The sequence below is a fragment of the Streptomyces sp. HP-A2021 genome (genome assembly GCF_022807935.1).
Taxonomy (GTDB): Bacteria; Actinomycetota; Actinomycetes; order Streptomycetales; family Streptomycetaceae; genus Streptomyces; species Streptomyces afghaniensis.
This window is the reverse complement of sequence record NZ_CP094344.1, coordinates 1,778,437-1,803,964: the sequence shown is the minus strand read 5'-3', so window position 1 is coordinate 1,803,964 and position 25,528 is coordinate 1,778,437. Positions and strand designations below refer to the sequence as shown.

Here is a 25,528-nt window from a genome sequence, read left to right as displayed (position 1 = left end):
ACCCCCCACGTGCGCCACCCCGACCAGGACGAGGAGGACACCCGTATGGGACAGCCGCAAGCGCAGTCAGATGGGACCGAGGCAGGCAAGCCACCCCTGCGCGTGGGGATGGTGGGCTACGCCTTCATGGGCGCCGCCCACTCCCAGGGCTGGCGCACCGCGGGCCGTGTCTTCGACCTGCCGCTGAACCCCGTGCAGGCCGCGATCTGCGGCCGGGACGCCACCGCCGTGCGGGCGGCGGCCGACCGCCACGGCTGGGCGTCCACCGAGACCGACTGGCGTGCCCTCGTCGAACGCGACGACATCGACCTCGTCGACATCTGCACCCCCGGCGACAGTCACGCCGAGATCGCGCTGGCCGCCCTCGCGGCCGGCAAGCACGTCCTGTGCGAGAAGCCGCTGGCCAACACCGTCGAGGAAGCCACCACGATGGTGCGGGCCGCCGAAGAGGCCTACCGGCGCGGGCAGGTGGCGATGGTCGGCTTCAACTACCGCCGGGTGCCGGCCACCGCCCTGGCCCGGCGCATGGTCGCCGAGGGCCGCCTCGGCGCACTGCGGCACGTGCGCGTGACGTACCTCCAGGACTGGCTGGTCGACCCGCAGTTCCCGCTGACCTGGCGGCTGCGCAAGGAACAGGCAGGCTCAGGCTCGCTCGGCGACCTGGGCGCGCACATCATCGACCTCGCGCAGTACCTGGTGGGGGAGCGGCTGGCGGGCGTCTCCGCGCTGACGGAGACCTTCGTACGGCAGCGGCCCCTGCCCACCGGCGCCACGAGCGGTCTGTCCGCCGTCTCGGCCGCCGGCACGGGTGAGGTCACCGTGGACGACGCCGCCCTGTTCACGGCCCGCTTCCCCTCCGGCGCCCTCGCCTCCTTCGAGGCCACCCGCTACGCCACCGGCCGCAAGAACGCCCTGCGCATCGAACTCAACGGGGAGCGCGGCTCGCTCGCCTTCGACCTGGAGCGGCTCAACGAGCTGTCCTTCCACGACGGCACCGAACCCGGGGCGGAGGCGGGCTTCCGCCGCATCCTCGTCACCGAACCCGACCACCCCTACCTGGACGCCTGGTGGCCGCCGGGCCACGGCCTCGGCTACGAGCACACCTTCGTCCACCAGGCCCGCGACCTCGTCCACGCCATCGCCGAGGGCCGCCGCCCCGAGCCCTCGTTCGCCGACGGGCTCCAGGTGCAGCGCGTACTCGCGGCCGTGGAGGAGAGCGCCGAGAAGAACTCCGTCTACACACCGATCGCGGTCTGAGGAGGCTGACGCGCATGCCGCGTACGTTCACGCTGTTCACCGGCCAGTGGGCCGACCTGCCGCTGGAAGAGGTCTGCCGGCTCGCCCGCGACTTCGGCTACGACGGCCTCGAACTCGCCTGCTGGGGCGACCACTTCGAAGTCGACAAGGCCCTCGCCGATCCGTCGTACCTGGACGGCCGCCGGGCACTCCTCGACAAGTACGGCCTCAAGTGCTGGGCCATCTCCAACCACCTGGTCGGACAGGCCGTCTGCGACGCCATCATCGACGAACGCCACCAGGCGATCCTGCCGGGAGAGATCTGGGGCGACGGCGACCCGGAAGGGGTCCGGCAGCGGGCCGCGAACCGCATGAGGGACACCGCGCGCGCCGCGGCCGCCTTCGGCGTCGACACCGTCATCGGCTTCACCGGCTCCGCCATCTGGCACCTGGTCGCCATGTTCCCGCCCGCCCCCGACGCGATGATCGAGCGCGGCTACCAGGACTTCGCCGACCGCTGGAACCCGATCCTGGACGTCTTCGACGCGGAGGGGGTGCGGTTCGCGCACGAGGTCCACCCCAGCGAGATCGCCTACGACTACTGGACCACGCAGCGGGCCCTGGAGGCCGTCGACAACCGCACCGCGTTCGGCCTGAACTTCGACCCTTCGCACTTCGTGTGGCAGGACCTCGACCCGGTCGGCTTCCTCTGGGACTTCCGCGACCGCATCTACCACGTCGACTGCAAGGAGGCCCGTAAGCGCCTCGACGGACGCAACGGCCGGCTCGGCTCCCACCTGCCCTGGGGCGACCCCCGGCGCGGCTGGGACTTCGTCTCCGCCGGGCACGGTGACGTCCCCTGGGAGGACGTCTTCCGGATGCTGCGCTCCATCGGCTACCAAGGCCCGATCTCGGTCGAGTGGGAGGACGCCGGCATGGACCGGCTGCAGGGCGCTCCCGAGGCGCTGACCCGCCTCAAGGCGTTCGACTTCGAGCCGCCCAGCGCGTCCTTCGACGCCGCGTTCAACAGCTGAACCAGGCACCCGGCGCTGGTCGGGGACGGGGACCGGTTCCACCGGCCGGTCCCCCCTCCGACCTGCCCGGATCCTGCTCTGTCCTGTGCTGGGAGGAAGCTCAACCGATCCTGATCCAAGGGGTGTTGGCCCAGGACGGACACGGTTACCTTCCTTGAAGCGTTCAGGACACACGTACCTCCGGGGTGACGGCGCACCCCGGCGCCCGCACCGCACGCTCCGCACCCATTCCGTACGGCCCACCCCGTTCCCGGAGGGACTTCGTGCACAGAACCAGACCCAGAAGCACCCGCACCCCCAGGCGGCCCAGGCTGCGCACCACCGTCGCCCTGTTCACCGGCCTGCTCCTCGCCGTGGGCACCCCCGCCACCATCGCCGGAGCCCAACCCGGCCAAGCGGAACAGGACGAACCGGCAGCCGCAGAGGGCCAGTTCCAGCAGGTGCCGCTCGCCAAGGGCGAACCCGAGACGGGCGAGCCGATGTCGCTCGCCGTGCTCCCGGACCGCAGCGTCCTGCACACCTCGCGCGACGGCACGCTCCGCCTCACCGACCAGGGCGGCGTCACCAAGGTCGCCGGCAAGATCCCCGTCTACAGCCACGACGAGGAAGGCCTCCAGGGCGTCGGCATCGACCCGGACTTCAAGAACAACCGGGCGATCTACCTCTACTACGCCCCGCCGCTCGACACCCCCGCGGGCGATGCCCCGGAGACCGGCACCGCCGAGGACTTCAAGAAGTTCGACGGCGTCAACCGCCTCTCCCGCTTCGTGCTGAACGCCAACGGCACGCTGAACATGGCCAGCGAGAAGAAGGTCCTCGACGTCGCGGCCTCCCGCGGCACCTGCTGCCACGTCGGCGGCGACATCGACTTCGACGCGGACGGCAACCTCTACCTGTCGACCGGCGACGACACCAACCCCTTCGCCTCTGACGGCTACACGCCGATCGACGACCGGCCGAACCGCAACCCGGCCTTCGACGCCCGCCGCAGCTCCGCCAACACCAACGACCTGCGCGGCAAGATCCTGCGTATCAAGGTCGCCGAGGACGGCTCGTACACGATCCCGCAGGGCAACCTCTTCGCCCCGGGCACGGAGAAGACCCGTCCGGAGATCTACGCGATGGGCTTCCGCAACCCGTTCCGGATGAGCGTCGACGACAAGACCGGCATCGTGTACGTCGGCGACTACGGCCCCGACGCCGGTGCCGCCGACCCCAAGCGCGGCCCGGGCGGACAGGTCGAGTTCGCCAAGGTGACCAAGGCGGCCAACTTCGGCTGGCCCTTCTGCACCGGCGCCAACGACGCCTACGTCGACTACGACTTCGCCACCAAGGAGTCCGGCGAGAAGTTCGACTGCGACGCCCCGAAGAACACCTCGCCGTACAACACGGGCCTGGTCGACCTGCCGCCCGCGCAGGCCGCCTGGATCCCGTACGACGGCGGCTCCGTGCCCGAGTTCGGCGACGGCTCCGAGTCCCCGATGGCCGGCCCGGTCTACCGTTACGACCCGGAGCTCGACTCCAGCGTGAAGTTCCCCGAGGCGTACGACGGCGACTTCTTCGCGGGTGAGTTCGGCCGCCGGTGGATCAAGCGGATCGAGCAGAACGACAACGGCTCCGTCGCGAAGATCAACGACTTCCCGTGGACCGGCACCCAGATCATGGACATGGAGTTCGGCCCCGACGGCGCGCTCTACGTCCTCGACTACGGCGTCTCCTGGTTCCAGGGCGACGAGAACTCCGCGCTGTACCGGATCGAGAACGCCGAGGACGGCTTCTCGCCGATCGCCGAGGTGAGCGCCGACAAGACGTCCGGGGCGGCCGGCCTGAAGGTCAAGTTCACCGGCTCGGCCAAGGACGCCGACTCCCCGGACCTCACCTACAGCTGGGACTTCGGCGACGGTACCAAGGGCGAGGGCCTCAACCCCACCCACAAGTACAAGAAGGTCGGCACCTACAGCGCCACCTTCACCGCGAAGGACCCCGAGGGCAACACCGGCAACGCCAGCGTCCGGATCGTGGTCGGCAACACCGAGCCCAAGGTGCGGATCGACGTTCCCGGCAACGGCACCCTGGCCGAATTCGGCAAGCCCGTCCCGTTCAAGGTGACCGTCACCGACCCCGAGGAGACCGTCGACTGCTCCAAGGTCAAGGTCGTCTACAGCCTCGGCCACGACTCCCACGCCCACGAGCTGACCAGCGAGATGGGCTGCGAGGGCACCCTGAAGCCGCCCCCCGGTGACGGCGGCCACGACCCCAACGCCGACATCTACGGCGTCGTCGGCGCCAGCTACACCGACGGCGGGGCGAACGGCCAGGAGGCCCTGACCGGCACCGCCCGCGCCGTGCTCCAGCCGCTGCACCGCCAGGGCGAGCACTTCACCACCCAGTCGGGCGTGTCGGTCATCGAGAAGACCGGCGCCAACGGCGGCAAGACCGTCGGCAATATCGACGACGGCGACTGGATCTCCTTCAGCCCCTACCGGTTCGACGGGCAGAAGAAGATGACCGTGCGGGCCTCCTCCGGCGGCGCGGGCGGCTTCATCGAGCTGCGCACCGGCTCGCCCGACGGTCCGCTGCACGGCTCGGCGTACATCCCGCCGACCGGCGGCTGGGAGACGTTCCAGAACGTCGACGTGCCGCTGCGGTCGCTGCCGAAGAAGACCACCGACATCTACCTGGTCTTCAAGGGCGGCGAGGGCGCGCTGTACGACGTGGACGACTTCGAGTTCTCCAAGGAGCCGTTCAAGGGCGGCAAGAAGGTCCTGGTCTTCTCCAAGACCGCGGGCTTCCGCCACGACTCCATCCCGGCCGGCATCGCCGCGCTGAAGGAGCTCGGCGGACCGGCCGGCATCACGGTCGACGCCACCGAGGAGGCGAAGCAGTTCACCACCGCCAACCTCGCCAAGTACGACGCGGTGGCCTTCCTGTCCACCACCGGTGACGTGCTCGACGCCGAGCAGCAGAAGGCGTTCGAGAACTACGTGAAGAACGGCGGCGGCTACATGGGCATCCACGCCGCCGCCGACACCGAGTACGACTGGGAGTTCTACGGCGGCCTCGTCGGCGCCTACTTCGACTCGCACCCGGCCATCCAGAAGGCCACCGTCCGCGTCGAGGACCACGACCACCCGTCGACCGCGCACCTGGGCGACGCCTGGGAGCGCACCGACGAGTGGTACAACTACCGCACCAACCCGCGCGAGCAGGCCAAGGTCCTCGCCACCCTGGACGAGACCACCTACCAGGGCGGGAACATGAAGGGCGACCACCCGATCGCCTGGTGCCAGAGCTACGGCGGCGGCCGGTCCTTCTACACCGGCGGCGGCCACACCAAGGAGTCCTACGCCGACGAGGCCTTCCGCGCCCATCTGCTCGGCGGCCTGAAGTACGCCACCGGCCAGGTGAAGGCGGACTGCAAGCCGAGCAAGGACTACCGGAAGATCTTCAACGGCCAGACCCTGGACGGCTGGAAGCAGGCCGGTCCCGGCAAGTTCAACGTCAAGGACGGCACCCTGGAGACCGAGGGCGGCATGGGCCTGCTCTGGTACCAGGCCAAGGAGCTGAAGTCGTACTCCCTCAAGCTCGACTGGAAGATGCGGGGCGACGACAACTCCGGGATCTTCGTGGGCTTCCCGGCCTCCGACGACCCCTGGTCCGCGGTGAACAAGGGCTACGAGATCCAGATCGACGCCACGGACGCGGCCGACCGCACCACGGGCTCCGTCTACTCGTTCAAGTCGGCGAACATCAAGGCCCGTGACCAGGTCCTGCGGCCGCCCGGCCAGTGGAACTCCTACGAGATCAAGGTCCAGGGCGAACGCCTCCAGGTGTACCTCAACGGAGTCAAGATCAACGACTTCACCAACAAGGACCCCCAGCGGAGCCTGACCGACGGCTACATCGGCCTCCAGAACCATGGCGCCGACGACCAGGTCTCCTTCCGCAACATCCAGTTGAAGGAACTGCCCGTCACGGGTGGCTGAGAGCGGCGGCGGGCGGGGACGCCGGACCCCCGCCCGCCGTCTCCCGTCCCTCCCCCCGGGTTCGCGCACTCGCGCACGATCAGGAGGCTGCACATGTCCGCGTCCCTCTCCCGACCGCGTGTGGGGGTGTGGCTGATCGGAGCCCGCGGCTCCGTCGCCACCACCGTCGTCACGGGGTGCGCCGCCGTCGCCGCGGGACTGCACCTGCCCACCGGCATGGTGACCGAGACACCGGCGTTCACCGACAGCGGTCTGCCCGCGTTGTCCGACCTCGTCTTCGGCGGCCACGACACCGTCGACTGCCCCCTGCCCAAACGCGCCGAGACCCTGACCGCCGGTGGCGTCCTCCCGCCGGGCATCGCCACCGCAGTCGCTGCCGAACTCACCGCCGCCGACCGGGAGATCAGGCCCGGCGGCCCCACTCCCGGGGACACCCGGAGCGAGACCGAACTGATCACGGCCTTCGCCGACGACATCCGCGACTTCCTCCACCGCCATGAACTGGATCGGGCCGTCGTGGTGAACGTCGCCTCCACCGAGCCCGCCTCGCAGGGGCCCGACGCACCGCTGCCGGCCAGCACCCTGTACGCGCTGGCGGCCCTGCGCGCGGGCTGCCCCTACGTCAACTTCACCCCCTCCGAGGGCATGCACCACCCCGCCGCCGCCCGCGAGTCCGAACGGAGCGGCCTGCCCTACGCCGGCCGCGACGGCAAGACCGGCCAGACCCTCCTGCGCTCGGTACTCGGCCCCATGTTCGCCCAGCGGGCCCTGACCGTCCGCGCCTGGTCCGGCACGAACCTGCTCGGCGGCGGCGACGGCGCCGCCCTGGCCGACCCGGCCGCCGCGGCGGCCAAGAACGCGGGCAAAGAACGGGTCCTCACCGACACCCTCGGCACCACCCCCCAGGGCGAGACCCACATCGACGACGTCCCCGCCCTCGGCGACTGGAAGACCGCCTGGGACCACATCGCCTTCGACGGCTTCCTCGGCACCCGCATGATCCTCCAGACCACCTGGCAGGGCTGCGACTCCGCCCTGGCGGCACCCCTCGCCCTCGACCTCGCACGGCTGACCGCCCGTGCCCACGAGTCGGGCCTGTCCGGCCCGCTCGACGCCCTCGCCTTCTACTTCAAGGACCCGGTGGGGGACGCGCCCTCGGGCCTGGCCGAGCAGTACGAAGCGCTGATCCGGTTCGCGGGGAGGCTCCGCGAGGGAGAGGCGGGGGAGGGAGCAGCCGAACGGGAGGACGCCGCAGACGGGGCCGCCCATCCGGCGCGGGAGGTACGCGGGACGGGGGACCGGCCGTGACGGGACGTCGCGAGCAGCCTCCCGCAAACCGGGACGGTGCGGGGGACGCCGTCAAGGAGAAGAACCCCTGCCGCACGGCGTCCTGCGGAGCTGCCGGCCGTGCACACCGGCGACGCGCCTGGGCCGAACTCCTGCGCCTGCCCGCCCTGTTCAGTGTGCCAGGCGACGCCCTCGCCGGCACGGCCGCGACCGGCGCACCGCCCAACGCCCGAACCCTGCTCGCCATTGCATCCTCCCTCTGCCTGTACGAGGCCGGCATGGCCCTCAACGACTGGGCGGACCGCGACGTCGACGCCGTTGAACGCCCGCACCGCCCCCTGCCCTCCGGCCGCATCCGCCCCGCCGCCGCACTCACCGTGGCCTGTGCCCTCACCGGAGCCGGACTGGCCCTGGCCGCCCGCGCGGGCCGCCCTGCCCTGGCCGTCGCCGCGCCCCTGGCGGCGACCGTCTGGGCGTACGACCTCGGCGTGAAGCACACGCCCGCCGGACCCGTGGTCATGGGCGCGGCCCGCGGACTGGACCTGCTCCTGGGAGCCGCGGCCACCACCGGCCGCACCCGCCAGGCGCTGCCGTCGGCGGCCCTCCTCGGCACCCACACCCTGGCCGTCACGACGGTCTCCCGCCAGGAGGCCCAGGGCGGCTCACCCCTGGTCCCCCTGGCGGCCCTCGCGACGACCGCCCTGCTGACCCGTGTGGTGACGCACCGCCCGTCGGACCACCGAGGGACAGCCGCTCATGGCCTTCTCGGGGTACGAGCGACTCCGCCTCCAGGAGCTGCGCTCGGCCGGAAACCCACGGCACACCTCACCACCGCCCTCGCGGCCGCCTACGTCGCGGCCACCGCCCGCCCCTACTTCCACGCCACGCTCAACCCCTCACCTCCGCTCACCCAACGAGCCGTCGGCGCCGGCATCCGCGCCACGATCCCCCTCCAGGCCACCCTGACCGCCCGCTCCAAGGGCACGGCCACGGCCCTCCTCATCGCGGCGCTGGCCCCGCTGGGAGCGCGGTTCGCGAAGAAGGTGAGCGTGACGTGAATGCAGGGACCTCTCCCCTCGACGCCCGCCGGCCCCTGCGCTTCGGCTACGGCACCAACGGCCTTGCCGACCTCCGGCTGGACGACGCGCTCCGCCTTCTCGCCGACCTCGGCTACGACGGAGTCGGGCTGACCCTCGACCACATGCACCTCGACCCGCTCGCCCCGGACCTCGCCGCCCGCACCCGCCGGGTCGCGCACCGGCTGGACGCGCTCGGACTGGGTGTCACCGTGGAGACGGGCGCCCGCTATGTGCTCGACCCGCGCCGCAAACACGGTCCCTCCCTGCTGGACCCGGACCCCGGCGACCGGGCCCGCCGTGCCGACCTCCTGCTGCGGGCCGTGCGGGTCGCGGCCGACCTCGGTGCCCACGCGGTCCACTGCTTCAGCGGGATCGTCCCGGAGGGCACCGACACGGACACCGCGTGGAAGCGCCTCGCCGAGACCCTCACGCCCGTCCTGGACGCCGCCGCGTCCGCCGGCGTTCCGCTCGCCGTCGAGCCCGAGCCGGGCCACCTCCTCGCCAGCCTGGACGACTTCCATCACCTCCGCCGCATCCTCGGCGACCCCGAACCCCTCGGCCTCACCCTCGACATCGGCCACTGCCAGTGCCTAGAACCCCTTTCTCCCGCCGACTGCGTGCGCGCCGCCGCACCCTGGCTGCGGCACGTCCAGATCGAGGACATGCGGCGCGGTGTCCACGAGCACCTGCCCTTCGGTGACGGGGAGATCGACTTCCCGCCGGTCCTGGCGGCCCTCGCCGCCACCGGCTACCAGGGCCTGACCGTCGTCGAACTGCCCCGCCACTCCCACGCCGGCCCGCACTACGCCGGACACTCCCTCCCGTTCCTCCGCCACGCCGAGCAGACCGCGGCCACCGCCTCGCCGCGCCCTGCCCCGGCCCTCCAGCAGGCCGCGCCACCCCACGGCGCTCCCTCCGCCACCCCTGAAGGGAGCAGCACCCCATGACCCGTCCCCGCACCACACCAGCGGTAAGAACCGACGGCTCCCAGGACACCCAGGACACCCAGGCCCACAGCACCCACCCCACCCTCGACACCGCCCTCACCTCCTCACTGGACGACCTCCGCCGCCACCTCACCGCCCACCTCGACCCCGCCGCCCGCGACTGGCTCGAGCACGCCCTCGACGAGGCCGCCGCCCACCCCGGCATCCACGGGCCCATCTCCGCGTGGGAACTGCGCCTCGCCGAGGCCGGCCGGCGCTGCGGTGCCGCCTACGCCGACGCCGCACGCGTCCTCATCCTCGACGCGGCCCGTGCCGGCACCGACGCCCTGACCCGGGTGTACTTCCAGGGCACCGCCGACGAGCGCCGCGCCGTCCTGCACGCCCTGCCCCACCTCGTGTCCGGCTCCAGTGCCCTCCCGCTCGTCGAGGACGCCCTGCGCACCAACGACACCCGGCTCCTCACCGCCGCCGTCGGCCCGTACGCCGCCCGGCACCTGGCCCCCCACGACTGGCGCCACGCCGTGCTGAAGTGCCTGTTCACCGGTGTCCCCGTCGACCACGTGGCGGACCTGCCCCGGCGCGCCCGGGGCGACGGTGAACTCGCCCGCATGCTGGGCGACTACGCCGCCGAACGCACCGCAGCCGGCCGCACCGTCCCCGAGGACCTGTACCGCGTCCTGGACCTGACCGAGTCCGTGCCCCCCGCCCCCGGCACGGACCACCCCCACGGCAAGGAGTCCTGATGCGCATCTTCGACCCCCACATCCACATGACGTCCCGCACCACGGACGACTACGAGGCCATGCACGCCGCAGGTGTCCGCGCCGTCGTCGAGCCCTCCTTCTGGCTCGGCCAGCCCCGCACCTCGCCCGCCTCCTTCCTCGACTACTTCGACTCCCTCCTCGGCTGGGAGCCGTTCCGCGCCGCCCAGTACGGCATCGCCCACCACTGCACGCTGGCGCTCAACCCCAAGGAGGCCAACGACCCGCGCTGTGTGCCCGTCCTCGACGCGCTGCCCCGGTATCTCGTCAAGGACAACGTCGTGGCCGTCGGCGAGATCGGCTACGACTCCATGACCCCCGCCGAGGACACCGCCCTCGCCGCCCAGCTCCAGCTCGCCGCCGACCACGGCCTGCCCGCCCTCGTGCACACCCCGCACCGCGACAAGCTCGCCGGTCTGCGCCGCACCCTCGACGTCGTCCGGGAGTCCGCACTGCCCCCGGAACGCGTCCTGGTCGACCACCTCAACGAGACCACCGTCAAGGAGGCCAAGGACAGCGGCTGCTGGCTGGGCTTCTCCGTCTATCCGGACACCAAGATGGACGAGGAGCGGATGATCGCGATCCTGCGCGCCTACGGCACCGAGCAGGTCCTGGTCAACTCCGCCGCCGACTGGGGAAAGAGCGACCCCCTCAAGACCCGCAAGGTCGGCGACCTGATGCTGGCTGAGGGCTTCGACGAGGACGACGTCGACCAGGTGCTGTGGCGCAACCCCGTCGCCTTCTACGGGCTCAGCGGCCGCCTGAACCTCGACGTCACCGGCACGGAGGCCACCCACGAGGGCAACTCCATTCTCCGCGGCGTACCGAAGGAGCCGGTGGAGCCGAAGGAGCCGGTGGAGCCGGACCCCGGCCCGGAAGACGGCGGCGAGCCGGCCCGCGTCCCCGCCGCGGGGGCGTGAACCATGCGCTTCCGCCACCCCGACGGCTCCATCGTCCACCTCGCCTACTGCACCAACGTCCACCCCGCCGAAACCCTCGACGGCGTCCTCGCACAGCTCCGCGACCACTGCGAACCCGTCCGCCGCCGCCTGGGCCGCGACCGGCTCGGCATCGGGCTGTGGCTGGCCAGGGACGCCGCCCACGCCCTCGACACCGACCCGTCCGCCCTGCGCGCCCTGCGCGCCGAGCTCGACCGGCGCGGTCTCGAGGTCGTCACCCTCAACGGCTTCCCGTACGAGGGCTTCGGCGCCGAAGAGGTCAAGTACCGGGTGTACAAGCCGGACTGGGCCGACCCGGAACGCCTCGACCACACCACCGCCCTGGCCCGCGTCCTCGCCGGGCTCCTCCCCGACGACGTCGGCGACGGCACCATCTCCACCCTGCCCCTCGCCTGGCGCACCGCGTACGACGACGAACGCGCACAGACCGCCCGCACCGCCCTGCACACCCTCGCCGAACGCCTCGACGCCATCGAGGAGCTGACCGGCCGCTCCATCCGCGTCGGGCTGGAACCGGAACCCGGCTGTGTCGTCGAGACCACCCACGACGCCATCGCCCCGCTCACCGCGATCGCCCACGACCGCATCGGCATCTGCGTCGACACCTGCCACCTCGCCACCTCCTTCGAAGACCCGCACACCGCCCTGGACGCCCTCACCGAGGCCCGCGTCCCCGTCGTCAAATCCCAGCTCTCCGCCGCCCTGCACGCCGAACACCCCCATCTGCCCGAGGTCCGCGAGGCCCTCGCCGCCTTCGCCGAACCCCGCTTCCTGCACCAGACCCGCACCGCCACCGCCGCCGGCCTGCGCGCCACCGACGACCTCGACGAGGCCGTGGCCGGCCACGCCCTGCCCGACGGCGCACCCTGGCGCGCCCACTTCCACGTCCCGCTGCACGCGGCCCCCGCCGCACCCCTCACCTCCACACTCCCGGTCCTGAAGACCGCGCTCACCCGGCTCGTCGGCGGCCCTGTCCCGCTCACCCGCCACCTGGAGGTCGAGACCTACACCTGGCAGGCCCTCCCGCCCGAGCTGCGCCCCCGCGGCCGCAGCCAGCTCGCCGAGGGCATCGCCGCCGAACTCACCCTCGCCCGCGACCTGTTGACGGACCTCGGACTGAAGGAGCTGCCATGAGCACCCACCCGTCCGCCCCGAGCGCCCACCCGGCCCGCACAGGCCCCACCCCGCTCCTCGTCCTCGACGTCGTCGGCCTCACCCCCCGTCTCCTCGACCACATGCCCCGCCTCAAGGCGCTCGGACAATCCGGCTCCCGCGCCCCGCTGGGCACCGTCCTGCCCGCCGTCACCTGCGCCGCCCAGTCCACGTTCCTCACCGGCACCATGCCCTCGGAGCACGGCATCGTCGGCAACGGCTGGTACTTCCGCGAACTCGGCGACGTACTCCTGTGGCGCCAGCACAACGGACTCGTCGCCGGAGACAAGCTCTGGGACGCCGCCCGCCGCGCCCACCCCGGCTACACCGTCGCGAACATCTGCTGGTGGTACGCCATGGGCGCCGACACCGACATCACCGTCACCCCCCGTCCGGTCTACTACGCCGACGGCCGCAAGGAACCCGACTGCTACACCAGGCCGGCCGCACTGCACGACGAACTCACCGACAGACTCGGCACGTTCCCCCTCTTTCACTTCTGGGGCCCCGGAGCGGACCTCGTGTCCAGCCGGTGGATCATCGACGCGACCCGCCACATCATCCGCACCCGCCACCCCGACCTGGCCCTCTGCTACCTCCCTCACCTCGACTACGACCTCCAGCGCTTCGGCCCCGACGACCCGCGCTCCCTGAAGGCGGCCGCCGACCTGGACGCCGCCATGGCACCGCTCCTGGACGACGCCCGCGCCGAGGGGCGCACGGTGGTCGCGCTGTCCGAGTACGGCATCACCCGGGTGAACCGGCCCGTCGACATCAACCGCGCCCTGCGCCGCGCCGGCCTGCTGGAGGTGCACACCCAGGACGGCATGGAGTACCTCGACCCGATGGCGTCCCGTGCCTTCGCGGTCGCCGACCACCAGATCGCCCACGTCTATGTGCGCCGCCCCGAGGACCTCGACGCCACCCGGGCCGCCCTCGACGGTCTGCCCGGCATCGAGCAACTCCTCGACGACGAGGGCAAGAAGGACCACCACCTCGACCATCCGCGCGCCGGCGAACTCGTCGCCGTGGCGGAACCCGACGCCTGGTTCACGTACTACTACTGGCTCGACGACGCCCGCGCACCCGACTTCGCGCAGCTCGTCGAGATCCACCGCAAACCCGGCTACGACCCGGTCGAGCTCTTCATGGATCCCCTCGACCCCTACGTCAAGGTCAAGGCGGCCACCGCGCTGGCGCGCAAGAAACTCGGCATGCGCTACCGCATGGCGGTCGTGCCCCTGGACCCCTCACCTATTCGCGGCAGCCACGGCCGCCTTCCGGCGAGCGACGACGACGGTCCGCTCCTCATCTGCTCCACCCCCCGCGCTGTCGGCGACCGCGTCGCGGCCACCGATGTGAAGTCACTGCTGCTCCGACTCGCCGGTCTCGACTGAGGCCGTAACCCTCAGTACCGACTGGTCACAAGTGAAGCACTCACCACTGACAACGCCCCGCGATCACGAGGAGTTCCACGCATGAGCCGCTTCTCCCAGCCCGACCCCGAACTCACCCACCGCCTCAGCAGACGAGGCATGCTCGGCGTGGCCGCAGGCGCCACCGCCGCCGCCCTGCTCGGTGCCGCCGCCCCCGCGACAGCCGCCACCGGCAACGCGTCGGGGGCCACCGGCACGGCCTCCGGTGCCAAGGGCCGCGGCCGCCGCGTCCTGCCGCCCGGCCGCCTCGGCATCCAGCTCTACAGCCTCCGTGACAAGGTCTCCACCCTCGGCTTCGGCCCCGTCTTCGCCGAACTGGAGAAGTACGGCTACGACGAGGTCGAGTTCGCCGGCTACACCCAGGGCTCGGCCGGCCCCATCACCCTCGCCCAGCTCAAGCGGCTGGCCCGCAACCACGGCCTGAACCCGATCGGCAGCCACGTCGGCTACTACTCCAGCGACCCGAACGCCTACACCTTCGCCCAGAACCTCACCAAGGTCCTCGACGACGCCCAGGCCCTCGGCCTCAAGCACATCGGCACGGCCGCCGGACCGTTCCGCTACGGCTCGACCGTCGACGCCTGGAAGCGCGCCGCCGAGGAATTCAACACCTACGGCGCGGCGGCGAAGGCCAGAGGCATGAAGTTCTACCAGCACAACCACTCCGAGGAGTTCAGCTTCGCCACCGACAACCCGAAGGTCCGCCTCTACGACGTCCTGCTCAAGGAGACCGACCCGGACCTCGTCTACCTGGAGATGGACATCTACTGGGCGTACGTCGGCCAGTTCCGCTTCTCCAAGCGGCCCGACGGCACGTCCGCGCCGTTCGAACCGCTCAACTACGTCCTCAGGCAGCCCGACCGCTACCCGCTGTTCCACGTGAAGGACGGGGAGAGCGATCCGTCGAACCCGTACGGCTACCGCATGACCGACGTCGGCGACGGCGACATCGACTACCAGCGGTTCATCTCCGCCGTGACCCGGCTGCGCGGCCACCGCATGGCCCACCACTGGCAGGCCGAGCACGACAACCCGGCCGAGTCCTTCACGTTCGCGCGCCGCTCCAGCGCGCATCTGCACTCGCTGCGGGAGAAGTGCTGACGCCGTAGGAACATGAGGAGGCCCCTCCCCGGCTGGGGAGGGGCCTCCTCACGTGTGGGACGGGTCAACCGTCGCTTTCGCGGAGGGGACGGTGTGCGGCGCCGGACGGTGCGTGCGGGCTGCTTGCCGGGGACGGCTCCGGGGGCATGTCAGGTCGTGTCCTCACCCAGCGGTCGCGGGTTGGGAGCGATGCGGCGGCTGTCCTTGTCGCGCCCCGGCGGGGTCAGGAACAGCGCCACGCAGCCGGCGAAGAGGGAGATGGAGCCGGCCAGGATGAACGCACCGGAGTGTCCCCAGGCGCCGACGACCACGGCACCCATGCCCGCTCCCAGGCCCGAGACGAGCTTGGCGCTGTAGACCATGCCGTAGTTGGACGCGTTGTTGTTCTCGCCGAAGTAGTCGGCGGTGAGGGCCGCGAACATCGGGAAGATGGCGCCGCCGCCGAAGCCGGAGATGGAGGAGAAGACGAGGAACAGCGGCAGGTTCTCCGCGTTCGCCGACCAGAGGATGCCGTACTGCGACAGGCCCAGGATGACGCACACCACGAGCAGGCACCGCTTGCGGCCGTAGAGGTCGGAGAGCCAGCCGATGACACCGCGGCCGGTGCCGTTGACGATGGCCTTCAGGGACATGGCCGTGGCGACGATCCCGCCGGCGAATCCGGCCTCCTCGCCGATCTCCACCTGGAAGGCGATGCCGAAGATGTTCACACCGGACGTACAGGCCAGGCAGAACCACATCAGGGCCACCCGGCCGGTCTTCCACGCCTCCTTGGGGGAGTACTGGCGCACCGCCGGCGGGTTCATGCGCATCGAGCGGGCCGCGCGCGGGTCCTTCGGCGGGTTGAGCGGGTCGATGTCGGCGGGCCACCAGTTCTTCGGCGGATCCTTGAAGAAGTAGCCGGAGCACGCCACGATCCCGGCCAGGAACAGGCCGACCGAGACCAGCACCCAGCGGAAGTTGGTGAGGTCCATGTAGCCGTTGAAGAGGAAGACGAAGGGCACCGAGCCGTAGGCGAAACCGCCGTTGACGAAGCCGGTCTTGCCGCCCTTGCGCTCCGGATACCACTTGCCCACCATGTTGACGCAGGTGGCGTACACCATGCCCGCGCCCATACCGCTGAACATGCTGAAGCCGATGTAGGCGAAGACGACGTGCGGTGCGAAGGCCAGTGACAGGTAGCCCAGCAGCGTGCCCGCCGCGCCGCACATCATCGCCCAGCGGGCCGGAAGTTTGCCGCTCTCACGCAGCTTGCCCGCGGGGAAGGCCACCGCGGCCTGGAAGAAGACCCACACGGTCATCATCCAGAAGATGTGCATGCTGTTCCAGCTGTGCGCCGTGTGCAGGGTCTCCTCTGCGGACGCGAACGCGTACTCGGCGGAGGAGATGCCCATCATGCCGATCCAGGGCAGGATCACCATCCACTTGCGTTTGCGCCCCATGATGTCGATGTCGGTCTCACCGAGGCGGTAGACGCGGCCGTTCGCGTCGGTGACCTCCCGGTAGGGAACCGTGGTGGGCAGATCGGTCGTTGTCATGTCGTGTCGCACCCCTTGCGTCGAAAGATCTGGCCAGCGCCCCCTGTCCCATGCCTTTCGTGCGCGTGCGGGTCCCGGGGCCGGCCGACGCGCACCGTCGGCCGGCCCCCGCTCCCTCACCTCATGTACCGCCCCCCAGCCGCCCCGCCTCCCGCGCCCAGCGGTACTTCGCCCCGAGCACGGCCACCGGCTTCTCGGTCGTGTACGGGTACGCGACGACCCCGCGCTCGAAGAGGTACTGGCAGGCCTCCTCGACCTCCACGTCCCCGGCGAGCGACGCCACGACCGGCTTCTCGATCCCCCGCTCCCGGAACTCGGCCACCACGCGCGCGGTGAGCTCCGCGAAGACCATGGGAGGAGTGACGATGGTGTGCCAGTAGCCGAGGACGAGCGCGTGGATGCGCGGATCCTCGAGACCGAGCCGGATCGTCGCCTCGTACGTCGACGGCGGCTCGCCCCCGGTGATGTCCACCGGGTTGCCCGCGGCCCCGAAGGGCGGGATGAACTTCCGGAACGCCTCGTCCAGGTCGGGCGGGATCTCCATCAGCGACAGGCCGTTGTCGGTCACCGCGTCCGAGAGCAGCACGCCGCTGCCGCCGGCACCCGTGATGATCACGACGTTGTCGCCCTCGGGTGCGGGCAGCACCGGCAACGCGCGCGCGTACTCCAGCATGTCGTTCAGCCCCGGCGCCCGGATCACCCCGGCCTGCCGCAGGATGTCGTCGTACACGGCGTCGTCGCCCGCGAGGGCCCCGGTGTGCGAACCGGCCGCCTTCGCGCCCGCCGCCGTACGGCCCGCCTTCAGCACCACCACGGGCTTCTTCGGCACGGTCGCCCGCGCGGCCTCCACGAAGGCGCGCCCGTCCTTGAGGTCCTCCAGGTGCATCGCTATGCACTCGGTGTGCGGGTCCTCCCCGAACCAGGTCAGCAGGTCGTCCTCGTCCAGGTCCGACTTGTTGCCGAGTCCGACGATCGCCGACACGCCGGTCTTGGTGGTGCGCGCGAAGCCCAGGATGGCCATCCCGATGCCGCCCGACTGCGAGGTCAGCGCCACCCCGCCCTTGACGTCGTACGGCGTGCAGAACGTGGCGCACAGGTCGTGCCAGGTCGAGTAGTAGCCGTAGATGTTCGGCCCCAGCAGCCGCACTCCGTACCGCTCGGCGATCGCCACGATCTCCGCCTGGAGTTCGTGTTCACCGGTCTCCGCGAACCCGGAGGGAATCAGTACGGCGTTCGGGATGCCCTTGCGTCCCACCTCCTCCAAGGCCGAGGCCACGAACTTGGCGGGGATCGCGAAGACCGCCACATCCACCTCACCGGGAACGTCGGTGACACTCTTGTACGCCTTGCGGCCCAGAATGTCATCGGCCTTGGGGTTCACCGGGTGGATGTCGCCCGCGAAGCCCCCGTCGACGAGGTTGCGCATCACGGAATTGCCGATCTTGCCCTGCTCGTTGGAGGCGCCGATCACGGCGACCGAACCCGGCTGCATCAGCCGGCGCATCGACGTGAGGATCTCGTCCCTCGAGTACTTCCGGCGCGGGGCGGGCTGCGACTCGGCGAGGATGATCCGGATGTCGGCCGCCACCGCCCCCTCCGCGGTGGCGATCACCGGGTTGAGGTCGACCTCCGCGATCTCCGGGAAGTCCGCCACGAGTTCCGACACCCGGCGGATCTGCTCGGCGACGGCCCACCGGTCCACGCCCGCCTGGCCGCGCACCCCGCGCAGGATCTCCGCCGACCGGATCGAGTCCAGCATCGACAGCGCCTCGTCGGCGTCCACCGGCGCGAGCCGGAACGTCACGTCCTTCAGGACCTCGACGAGCACCCCGCCGAGCCCGAACGCCACCACCTTCCCGAACGTCGGGTCCGTGACCGCGCCGACGATGACCTCCTGCCCCTGGGGCAGCAGCTCCTGCACCTGCACACCCGAGATGCGGGCCTTCGGGTCGTACGCACGGGCGTTGTCGATGATGGTGTGGAACGCGGCCCGTACGTCCGCCGCGCCCTCGACCCCGACGATCACCCCGCCGGCGTCGGTCTTGTGCAGGATGTCCGGCGAGACGATCTTCATCACGACGGGCCCGCCGAAGCGCGCCGCGAACGCCACGGCCTCGTCCACGTCGGTCGCCAGTTCCTCGCCCGGTACGGCGATCCCGTACGCGTCGGCGATCACCTTGCCCTCGGGCGCGGTCAGCGCGGTCCGCCCCTCGGCCCGCACGGAGTCCAGGACGCCCCGCACTCGCAGGACCCGGTCTTCGGCCATCACGTCAGATCACTCCGTTCGACTTGAGCAGGCGCACTTCCTCGTCGCCGAGGCCGAGTTCGCCGACGTAGACCTCTTCGTTGTGCTCGCCGAGGAGCGGTGAGCTGGTCACCTCGACGGGGGAGTCGGACAGCTTGAGCGGGCTGCCGACGGTGACGAACTCGCCGCGCTCGGGGTGCGGGACGGTGACGACCATCTCGTTGGCGGCCAGCGAGCGGTCCTCGATGATCTCCCTGGTGGACAGGATCGGCCCGCACGGGATGTTGTGCGCGTTGAGCCGTTCCAGCACCTCCCACTTGGGCAGCGTCGAGGACCACTCCTCGATCAGCTGGAACATCTTGTTGAGCTTGGGCAGCCGTGCCTCGGGCGTCGCCCACTCGGGGTCGCCGGCCAGCTCGGGCCGGCCGATGAGTTCACTGATCGGCTGCCAGCCCACGGGCTGCACGATGACGTACACGTAGTCGTTCGGGCCGCCCGGCGCGCACTTGACCGCCCAGCCGGGCTGGCCGCCGCCGGACGCGTTTCCGGACCTGGGAACCTCGTCGCCGAAGTCCTCGTTGGGATATTCAGCGAGCGGCCCGTGTGCCAGGCGTTGCTGGTCCCGCAGCTTCACCCGGCACAGGTTCAGTACGGCGTGCTGCATGGCCACGTTGACCCGCTGCCCGCGCCCGGTGCGCTCCCGTTGGTAGAGCGCGGCGAGGATGCCCGCCACGGCGTGCACACCCGTCCCCGAGTCCCCGATCTGGGCCCCCGTCGCCAGCGGCGGCCCGTCCTCGAAACCGGTGGTCGACATCGACCCGCCCATGGCCTGCGCGACGACCTCGTACGCCTTGAAGTTGGTGTACGGGCCCTCGCCGAACCCCTTGATGGAGGCATAGACGATCCGTGGATTGATCTCCTGGATGCGGTCCCAGGTGAAGCCCATCCGGTCGACCGCGCCCGGGCCGAAGTTCTCGACCATGACGTCGGAGCGCCGGATCAGCTCGGTGAGGATCTCCTTGCCGCGCTCGGTCTTGGTGTTGAGGGTGATGCTCCGCTTGTTGCAGTTGAGCATCGTGAAGTAGAGGGAGTCGACGTCCGGCAGATCACGCAACTGCTTGCGCGTGATGTCGCCGGTCGGCGCCTCCAGCTTGACGACGTCCGCGCCGAGCCAGGCGAGCAGCTGGGTCGCGGACGGCCCGGACTGGACGTGAGTCATGTCCAGGACGCGGATGCCTTCGAGTGCCTTGGTGGACGGAGCGGTCATCGGGCACCTCACTTGTACATGGTCTGGTTCATGGTTCCGGGGGCGTACGCGTCGGGGTCGACCCAGACGTTGATCAGGGACGGCTTGCCGGACTCGCGGGCGCGCCTGAGGGCCGGGCCGATGTCGGCGGGGTCGCGGACCTCCTCGCCGTAACCGCCCAGCATCTGGGCGAACTTGTCGTAGTGGACGTCGCCGAGGGTGTTGCCGATCCGCTCGCGGTCCTTGCCGTACTTGGCGGCCTGGCCGTAGCGGATCTGGTTCATGGAGGAGTTGTTGCCGACGATGCCGACGAAGGGGAGGTCGTAGCGGACCAGAGTCTCGAAGTCCCAGCCGGTGAGGGAGAACGCGCCATCACCGAAGAGCGCCACGACCTCCTTGTCGGGCCGCGCCTGCTTGGCCGCGAGCACGAAGGGGACGCCGACGCCGAGCGTGCCCAGGGGCCCCGGGTCCATCCAGTGCCCGGGCGACTTCGGCTGCACGACCTGCCCGGAGAAGGTGACGATGTCGCCGCCGTCGCCGATGTAGATCGAGTCCTCGGTGAGGAAGTCGTTGATCTCGCTGACCAGCCGGTACGGGTGGATGGGCGAGGCGTCCGACTTCAGGTTCGGCAGCCGCTTCTCCAGAGCGGTCTGTTCGGCCGCACGCAGCTCGTCCAGCCACTCCTTGCGCCTGGAGGCCCCGCCGTTGACGCGTCCGGAGGCGGCCTCGGTGACCGACTTCAGCACCAGTCCGGCGTCGCCCACGATGCCGAGGTCGATGTCGCGGTTCTTGCCGACCGTGCGGTAGTCGAGGTCGATCTGCACGACGGTCGCGTCCGGTGACAGCCGTTTGCCGTAGCCCATGCGGAAGTCGAAGGGCGTGCCGACGATGACGATGACGTCGGCGTTGGAGAAGGCGTACCGGCGCGACAGCTGGAAGTGGTGCGGGTCGCCGGGCGGGAGGGTGCCACGGCCGGCGCCGTTCATGTACGCCGGGATGTTCAGCGTGCGCACCAGCTCGATGGCCGATGCGGTGCCCCGGGTCGTCCACACCTGGCTGCCGAGCAGGATGGCCGGTTTCTCGGCGTGCACGAGCAGGTCGGCGAGCCTCTCGATCGCCTCGGGGTCGCCGGCCGAGCGGGTCGAGGCCCGGTAGGCGCCGGGCTGCGGTACCCGGGCCTTGGACGCGGGCACCTTGGCGTCCAGCACGTCGCGCGGGATCTCCAGGAAGGAGGGGCCGGGCGCGCCGTGGAAGCACTCGCGGAACGCCATGGACACCATGTCCGCCGCCCGGGCCGTGTCCGGCACGGCCGCCGCGAACTTGGTGATCGGCGTCATCATGTCGACGTGCGGCAGGTCCTGGAGGGACCCCATCTTGTGCTGGGTGAGGGCGCCCTGACCGCCGATCAGCAGCATCGGGGACTCCGCACGGAAGGCGTTGGCGACGCCGGTGACGGCGTCGGTCGTCCCCGGACCGGCGGTGACCACGGCACAGCCGGGCTTGCCGGTGATGCGTGCGTAACCGTCGGCGGCGTGGGCGGCGACCTGTTCGTGGCGTACGTCGACGACTTCGATGCCCTCGTCGACGCAGCCGTCGTAGATGTCGATGATGTGGCCGCCGCACAGTGTGTAGATGCGCTCGACCCCCTCGGCCTTCAGCGCCTTGGCTACGAGATGACCACCGGAGATCACGTCCTGGGTGTCGTCGGGCATGGCGAAGTCCTGTCCCTTCGTAGGGGGTTGGAACGTCTCGCGGTACATTGCATACAGTCGACGAATACTGTATGAAGCTTGTTATCCCGCATCCGATGGGGTGGTGTCCAGGGGGCGTGCGGCACTTTCAGTCAGGAGCCGAAAATGGACCTGTACGAACACCAGGCAAGGGAAATCTTCGAAGAACACGGCATCTTGGTGCCGCGGGCCGAGGTGACGGACTCACCCAAGGAGGCCCGAGAGATCGCACGCCGGCTCGGTGGCCGTGTCGTGGTGAAGGCCCAGGTGAAGACCGGTGGCCGCGGCAAGGCAGGCGGGGTGAAGCTCGCCGCCGACCCGGCCGCCGCCGAGCTCACCGCCCGTCAGATCCTCGGCATGGACATCAAGGGGCACCGCGTCGGCAAGGTGATGCTGGCCCAGCCCGTCGACATCGAGACCGAGTTCTATGTGTCCTATGTACTCGACCGCGCGGCGGGCCGCTTCCTCGCGATCGCCTCGGCCGAAGGCGGCATGGAGATCGAGGAGGTCGCCGCCACCCGCCCCGGCGCCGTGGCCCGCGTCCCCGTCGACCCCGCCGAGGGCGTCACCTCCGCGAAGGCGGGCGAGATCGCCGAGGCGGCCGGGCTGCCGCCGCAGACCGTCGACGTCCTCGTACGGCTCTGGGAGGTCCTGGTACGCGAGGACGCCCTCCTCGTCGAGGTGAATCCACTCGTCCGCACCAGGCAAGGACAGATCCTCGCCCTCGACGGCAAGGTCACCCTCGACGACAACGCCCGCTTCCGGCAAGCACGCTGGGGCGCGGACGACACCGAGCACGACGACGCGCTGGAAGCGGCGGCTGCCGCCAAGGGCCTCAACTACGTCAAGCTCGACGGCGAGGTCGGCATCATCGGCAACGGCGCCGGACTCGTCATGTCGACCCTGGACGTGGTCGCGGGCTGCGGCGCGCGTCCCGCCAACTTCCTCGACATCGGCGGCGGAGCGAGCGCCCGGATCATGGCCGACGGACTGTCGGTCATCCTCTCCGACCCGGCCGTGAAGTCCGTCTTCGTCAACGTCTTCGGCGGCATCACCGCGTGCGACGCCGTCGCCGACGGCATCGTCCAGGCCCTGGACACCGTCCGCCTCACCAAGCCCCTCGTGGTGCGCCTCGACGGCAACAACGCGCCCCGGGGCCGGGCCATCCTCGACGAGCACGCGCATCCGCTGGTCCAGCAGGTCACCACCATGGACGGCGCCGCCCGCCGTGCCGCCGAACTCGCCACCACAGCCTGAGGGGACGTCATGGCCATCTACCTCACCAAGGAGAGCAAGGTCCTCGTCCAGGGCATGACCGGCAGCGAGGGCATGAAGCACACCCGGCGCATGCTGGCGGCCGGCACGAACGTCGTCGGCGGCGTCAACCCGCGGAAGGCGGGCCACACCGTCGACTTCGACGTCCCCGAGTGCCTTGAGGGCCTGGGAGGTGCCCCCACGGCCGTCCCCGTCTTCGGCACCGTCGCCGACGGGATGCGCGCGACCGGGGCGGACGTCACCGTCGTCTTCGTGCCGCCCGCCTTCGCCAAGGCGGCCGTCCTCGAAGCCGCAGACGCCGGCATCGGCCTCGCGGTCGTCATCACCGAGGGCATCCCCGTCCACGACTCCGTCGCCTTCACCACGTACGCGACGGAGAAGGGCACACGGGTCGTCGGGCCCAACTGCCCGGGCCTCATCACCCCCGGCCAGTCCAACGCGGGCATCATCCCGGCCGACATCACGAAACCGGGCCGCATCGGCCTGGTCTCCAAGTCGGGCACGCTGACCTACCAGCTCATGTACGAGCTCCGCGACGTCGGCTTCTCGACGTGTGTCGGCATCGGCGGCGACCCGGTCGTCGGCACCACCCACATCGACTGCCTCGCCGCCTTCCAGGACGACCCCGACACCGACCTCATCGTCCTCATCGGCGAGATCGGCGGTGACGCGGAGGAACGGGCGGCGGCGTACGTCCGCGAACACGTCACCAAGCCGGTCGTCGGCTACATCGCCGGGTTCACCGCACCCGAGGGCAAGACCATGGGGCACGCGGGCGCCATCGTCTCCGGCTCCTCCGGCACGGCGCAGGCGAAGAAGGAGGCGCTGGAGGCGGCCGGAGTGAGCGTGGGCAGCACCCCGACCGAGACCGCGAACCTCGTGCTCGCACGCCTCGAAGCGTGTCTCGGAGAACAACGGCAGTGAGCCAGGTCCCGCCCCCGACCGTGCACCGAGAGCGGAGCAGCCCGATGGCACCCACCCTCACCCTCAAATCCGGCACGAGCTGGCCCGAAGCGTGGCAGCGCTGCCTCGCCGCCGCGCCCGAGGCCTTCCGCGACGAGCGGGTCCTCAACCTATGGAGCGCCGCCTGGCAGGCGGACGGCCGGGTCCTGCCCGCCGTCAGCCCCGTCGACGGCAGCCCGATCACCGGCCCGCCGCGCCTGGACGGGGCCACCGCCCGCCAGGCCGTGCGCGCCGCGCTCGACCAGCACCGCGCCTGGCGTCACGTCCCCCTGCCGGAGCGCCGGGCCCGCGTCGCGGCCACCTTGGACGCCCTCGCCGAACACCGCCGACTGCTCGCCCTCCTGCTGGTCTGGGAGATCGGCAAGCCCTGGCGGCTCGCCCTGGCGGACGTCGACCGCGCCATCGACGGGGTCCGCTGGTACGTCGACGGCATCGAGGAGATGGTCGCCGGCCGGGCTCCGCTGGACGGTCCGGTGTCCAACATCGCCAGCTGGAACTACCCGATGAGCGTGCTCGTTCACGCAGTGCTGGTGCAGGCACTGGCAGGCAACGCGGTCATCGCCAAGACCCCGACCGACGGCGGTGTCGCCTGCCTGACCCTGGCCTGCGCCCTCGCCGCTCGTGAGGGGATCCCCGTGACCCTCGTCAGCGGCAGCGGAGGTGAGCTGTCCCAGGCGCTGGTGCGGGCGCCCGAGATCGGCTGCGTCTCCTTCGTCGGCGGCCGCGACACCGGCGCGTCGGTGGCCACCGCCGTCGCCGACCTCGGCAAACGACACGTACTCGAACAGGAGGGACTCAACACCTGGGGCATCTGGAACTACTCGGACTGGAACGCGCTCACGGCGGTCATCCCCAAGCTCTTCGACTACGGCAAGCAGCGCTGCACGGCGTACCCGCGCTTCGTCGTCCAGCGGCACCTGTTCGACGCGTTCCTGGCGGCGTACCTCCCGGCGGTCCGCACGCTCAGGGTCGGACACCCGCTCGCCGTGGAGCGGCCGGACGACCCGTACCCCGAGCTGGACATCGGGCCGGTCATCAACGCGGCCAAGGCGAAGGAACTCCAGGACCAGGTCGCCGAGGCGATCGAGCGCGGCGCGGTACCGCTGCACCGCGGCAGTCCGTCCGACGCACGTTTCCTGCCCGGCCAGGACACCTCGGCCTACGTCCAGCCGGTCACGCTCCTCAACCCGCCCCCGTCCTCTCCGCTGCACCACGCGGAGCCGTTCGGCCCGGTCGACACGATCGTCCTGGTCGACACGGAGGCGGAGCTGCTGGCCGCGATGAACGCCTCGAACGGCGCGCTGGTGGCCACCCTGTCCACGGACGACCGGGCGACCTACGAGCGACTCGCCCCGCAGATCCGCGCGTTCAAGACCGGCCACGGCCGGCCCCGGTCCCGCGGCGACCGTGACGAGCTGTTCGGCGGACTCGGCGCGTCCTGGCACGGCGCGTTCGTCGGCGGCGAGCTGCTGGTGCGCGCCGTGACACGGGGACCGGCGGGGGAGCGGCTGCCGGGCAACTTCCCGGAGTACCAGTTGCTGCCGTGAGGGCAG

At 71.0% G+C, this 25,528-nt stretch carries 18 protein-coding genes; 14 read left to right on the top strand and 4 right to left on the bottom strand.

Going from position 1 to position 25,528, the window contains the following annotated elements; translation table 11 throughout:
* The first annotated feature begins 45 nt into the window (after nucleotides 1-45).
* The 11 genes from MQE23_RS08145 (at nucleotide 46) to MQE23_RS08095 (ending at nucleotide 14,978) form a co-directional block, all read left to right on the top strand.
* On the top strand, nucleotides 46-1,257 hold the full coding sequence (locus tag MQE23_RS08145; protein ID WP_037673038.1) for a Gfo/Idh/MocA family oxidoreductase: 1,212 nt from the start codon (nucleotides 46-48) through the stop codon (nucleotides 1,255-1,257).
* Nucleotides 1,258-1,271: 14 nt separating this feature from the next.
* Nucleotides 1,272-2,270: a sugar phosphate isomerase/epimerase family protein gene (locus MQE23_RS08140; protein ID WP_020276530.1), complete on the top strand. Its 999-nt coding sequence runs from the start codon at nucleotides 1,272-1,274 to the stop codon at nucleotides 2,268-2,270.
* A 263-nt stretch (nucleotides 2,271-2,533) separates the two neighbouring features.
* Nucleotides 2,534-6,256, top strand: coding sequence for a ThuA domain-containing protein (locus tag MQE23_RS08135; protein WP_243378685.1), 3,723 nt, complete (start codon nucleotides 2,534-2,536; stop codon nucleotides 6,254-6,256).
* Nucleotides 6,257-6,349: 93 nt separating this feature from the next.
* The gene (locus MQE23_RS08130; protein WP_243378684.1) at nucleotides 6,350-7,564 is read left to right on the top strand and encodes an inositol-3-phosphate synthase; all 1,215 of its coding nucleotides are present in this window, start codon (nucleotides 6,350-6,352) and stop codon (nucleotides 7,562-7,564) included.
* Nucleotides 7,565-7,695: 131 nt separating this feature from the next.
* Complete coding sequence (locus MQE23_RS08125; protein WP_243382536.1) at nucleotides 7,696-8,601, top strand: SCO3242 family prenyltransferase; 906 nt, start codon at nucleotides 7,696-7,698, stop codon at nucleotides 8,599-8,601.
* Nucleotides 8,598-9,569 (top strand): sugar phosphate isomerase/epimerase family protein, encoded by a 972-nt coding sequence (locus MQE23_RS08120; protein ID WP_243378683.1) that lies wholly within the window; start codon nucleotides 8,598-8,600, stop codon nucleotides 9,567-9,569. The genes MQE23_RS08125 and MQE23_RS08120 overlap by 4 nt, the downstream gene beginning before the upstream one ends.
* A complete protein-coding gene (locus tag MQE23_RS08115; protein WP_020270543.1) occupies nucleotides 9,566-10,312 on the top strand; it encodes an EboA domain-containing protein in 747 nt (248 codons plus the stop codon). Before MQE23_RS08120 ends, MQE23_RS08115 begins: the two co-directional genes overlap by 4 nt.
* Nucleotides 10,312-11,250 carry a TatD family hydrolase gene (locus MQE23_RS08110; protein WP_243378682.1) on the top strand — a complete coding sequence of 313 codons (939 nt, stop codon included), beginning with the start codon at nucleotides 10,312-10,314 and terminating at the stop codon, nucleotides 11,248-11,250. Before MQE23_RS08115 ends, MQE23_RS08110 begins: the two co-directional genes overlap by 1 nt.
* A gap of 3 nt (nucleotides 11,251-11,253) precedes the next feature.
* Nucleotides 11,254-12,423, top strand: a complete 1,170-nt coding sequence (gene eboE / locus MQE23_RS08105; protein WP_243378681.1) for a metabolite traffic protein EboE — start codon at nucleotides 11,254-11,256, stop codon at nucleotides 12,421-12,423.
* Nucleotides 12,420-13,838 (top strand): nucleotide pyrophosphatase/phosphodiesterase family protein, encoded by a 1,419-nt coding sequence (locus MQE23_RS08100; protein WP_020270546.1) that lies wholly within the window; start codon nucleotides 12,420-12,422, stop codon nucleotides 13,836-13,838. The genes eboE and MQE23_RS08100 overlap by 4 nt, the downstream gene beginning before the upstream one ends.
* 81 nt (nucleotides 13,839-13,919) lie before the next feature.
* Complete coding sequence (locus MQE23_RS08095) at nucleotides 13,920-14,978, top strand: sugar phosphate isomerase/epimerase (protein WP_243378680.1); 1,059 nt, start codon at nucleotides 13,920-13,922, stop codon at nucleotides 14,976-14,978.
* A gap of 149 nt (nucleotides 14,979-15,127) precedes the next feature.
* On the opposite strand, the gene MQE23_RS08090 is transcribed toward MQE23_RS08095, so the two are convergent.
* The 4 genes from MQE23_RS08090 to MQE23_RS08075 all read right to left on the bottom strand — a co-directional run bounded on the left by MQE23_RS08090 (nucleotide 15,128) and on the right by MQE23_RS08075 (nucleotide 21,719).
* Complete coding sequence (locus MQE23_RS08090) at nucleotides 15,128-16,516, bottom strand: OFA family MFS transporter (RefSeq protein ID WP_243378679.1); 1,389 nt, start codon at nucleotides 16,514-16,516, stop codon at nucleotides 15,128-15,130.
* 121 nt (nucleotides 16,517-16,637) lie between these two features.
* The gene (locus MQE23_RS08085) at nucleotides 16,638-18,782 is read right to left on the bottom strand and encodes an acetate--CoA ligase family protein (protein WP_243378678.1); all 2,145 of its coding nucleotides are present in this window, start codon (nucleotides 18,780-18,782) and stop codon (nucleotides 16,638-16,640) included.
* 4 nt (nucleotides 18,783-18,786) lie between these two features.
* A complete protein-coding gene (gene frc, locus MQE23_RS08080; protein WP_020270550.1) occupies nucleotides 18,787-20,028 on the bottom strand; it encodes a formyl-CoA transferase in 1,242 nt (413 codons plus the stop codon).
* A gap of 8 nt (nucleotides 20,029-20,036) precedes the next feature.
* Nucleotides 20,037-21,719, bottom strand: a complete 1,683-nt coding sequence (locus MQE23_RS08075; RefSeq protein ID WP_243378677.1) for a thiamine pyrophosphate-binding protein — start codon at nucleotides 21,717-21,719, stop codon at nucleotides 20,037-20,039.
* A gap of 144 nt (nucleotides 21,720-21,863) precedes the next feature.
* On the opposite strand from MQE23_RS08075, the gene sucC reads away from it, so the two are divergent.
* The 3 genes from sucC to MQE23_RS08060 are packed head-to-tail and all read left to right on the top strand — an operon-like array spanning nucleotide 21,864 to nucleotide 25,522.
* Entirely contained in the window at nucleotides 21,864-22,994 is a 1,131-nt protein-coding gene (sucC, locus tag MQE23_RS08070) for an ADP-forming succinate--CoA ligase subunit beta (protein ID WP_243378676.1), read from the top strand.
* A gap of 9 nt (nucleotides 22,995-23,003) precedes the next feature.
* Entirely contained in the window at nucleotides 23,004-23,936 is a 933-nt protein-coding gene (sucD, locus tag MQE23_RS08065) for a succinate--CoA ligase subunit alpha (RefSeq protein ID WP_020269460.1), read from the top strand.
* Between the two features lie 44 nt (nucleotides 23,937-23,980).
* On the top strand, nucleotides 23,981-25,522 hold the full coding sequence (locus MQE23_RS08060) for an aldehyde dehydrogenase family protein (protein ID WP_243378675.1): 1,542 nt from the start codon (nucleotides 23,981-23,983) through the stop codon (nucleotides 25,520-25,522).
* The last annotated feature ends 6 nt before the right edge of the window (nucleotides 25,523-25,528 follow it).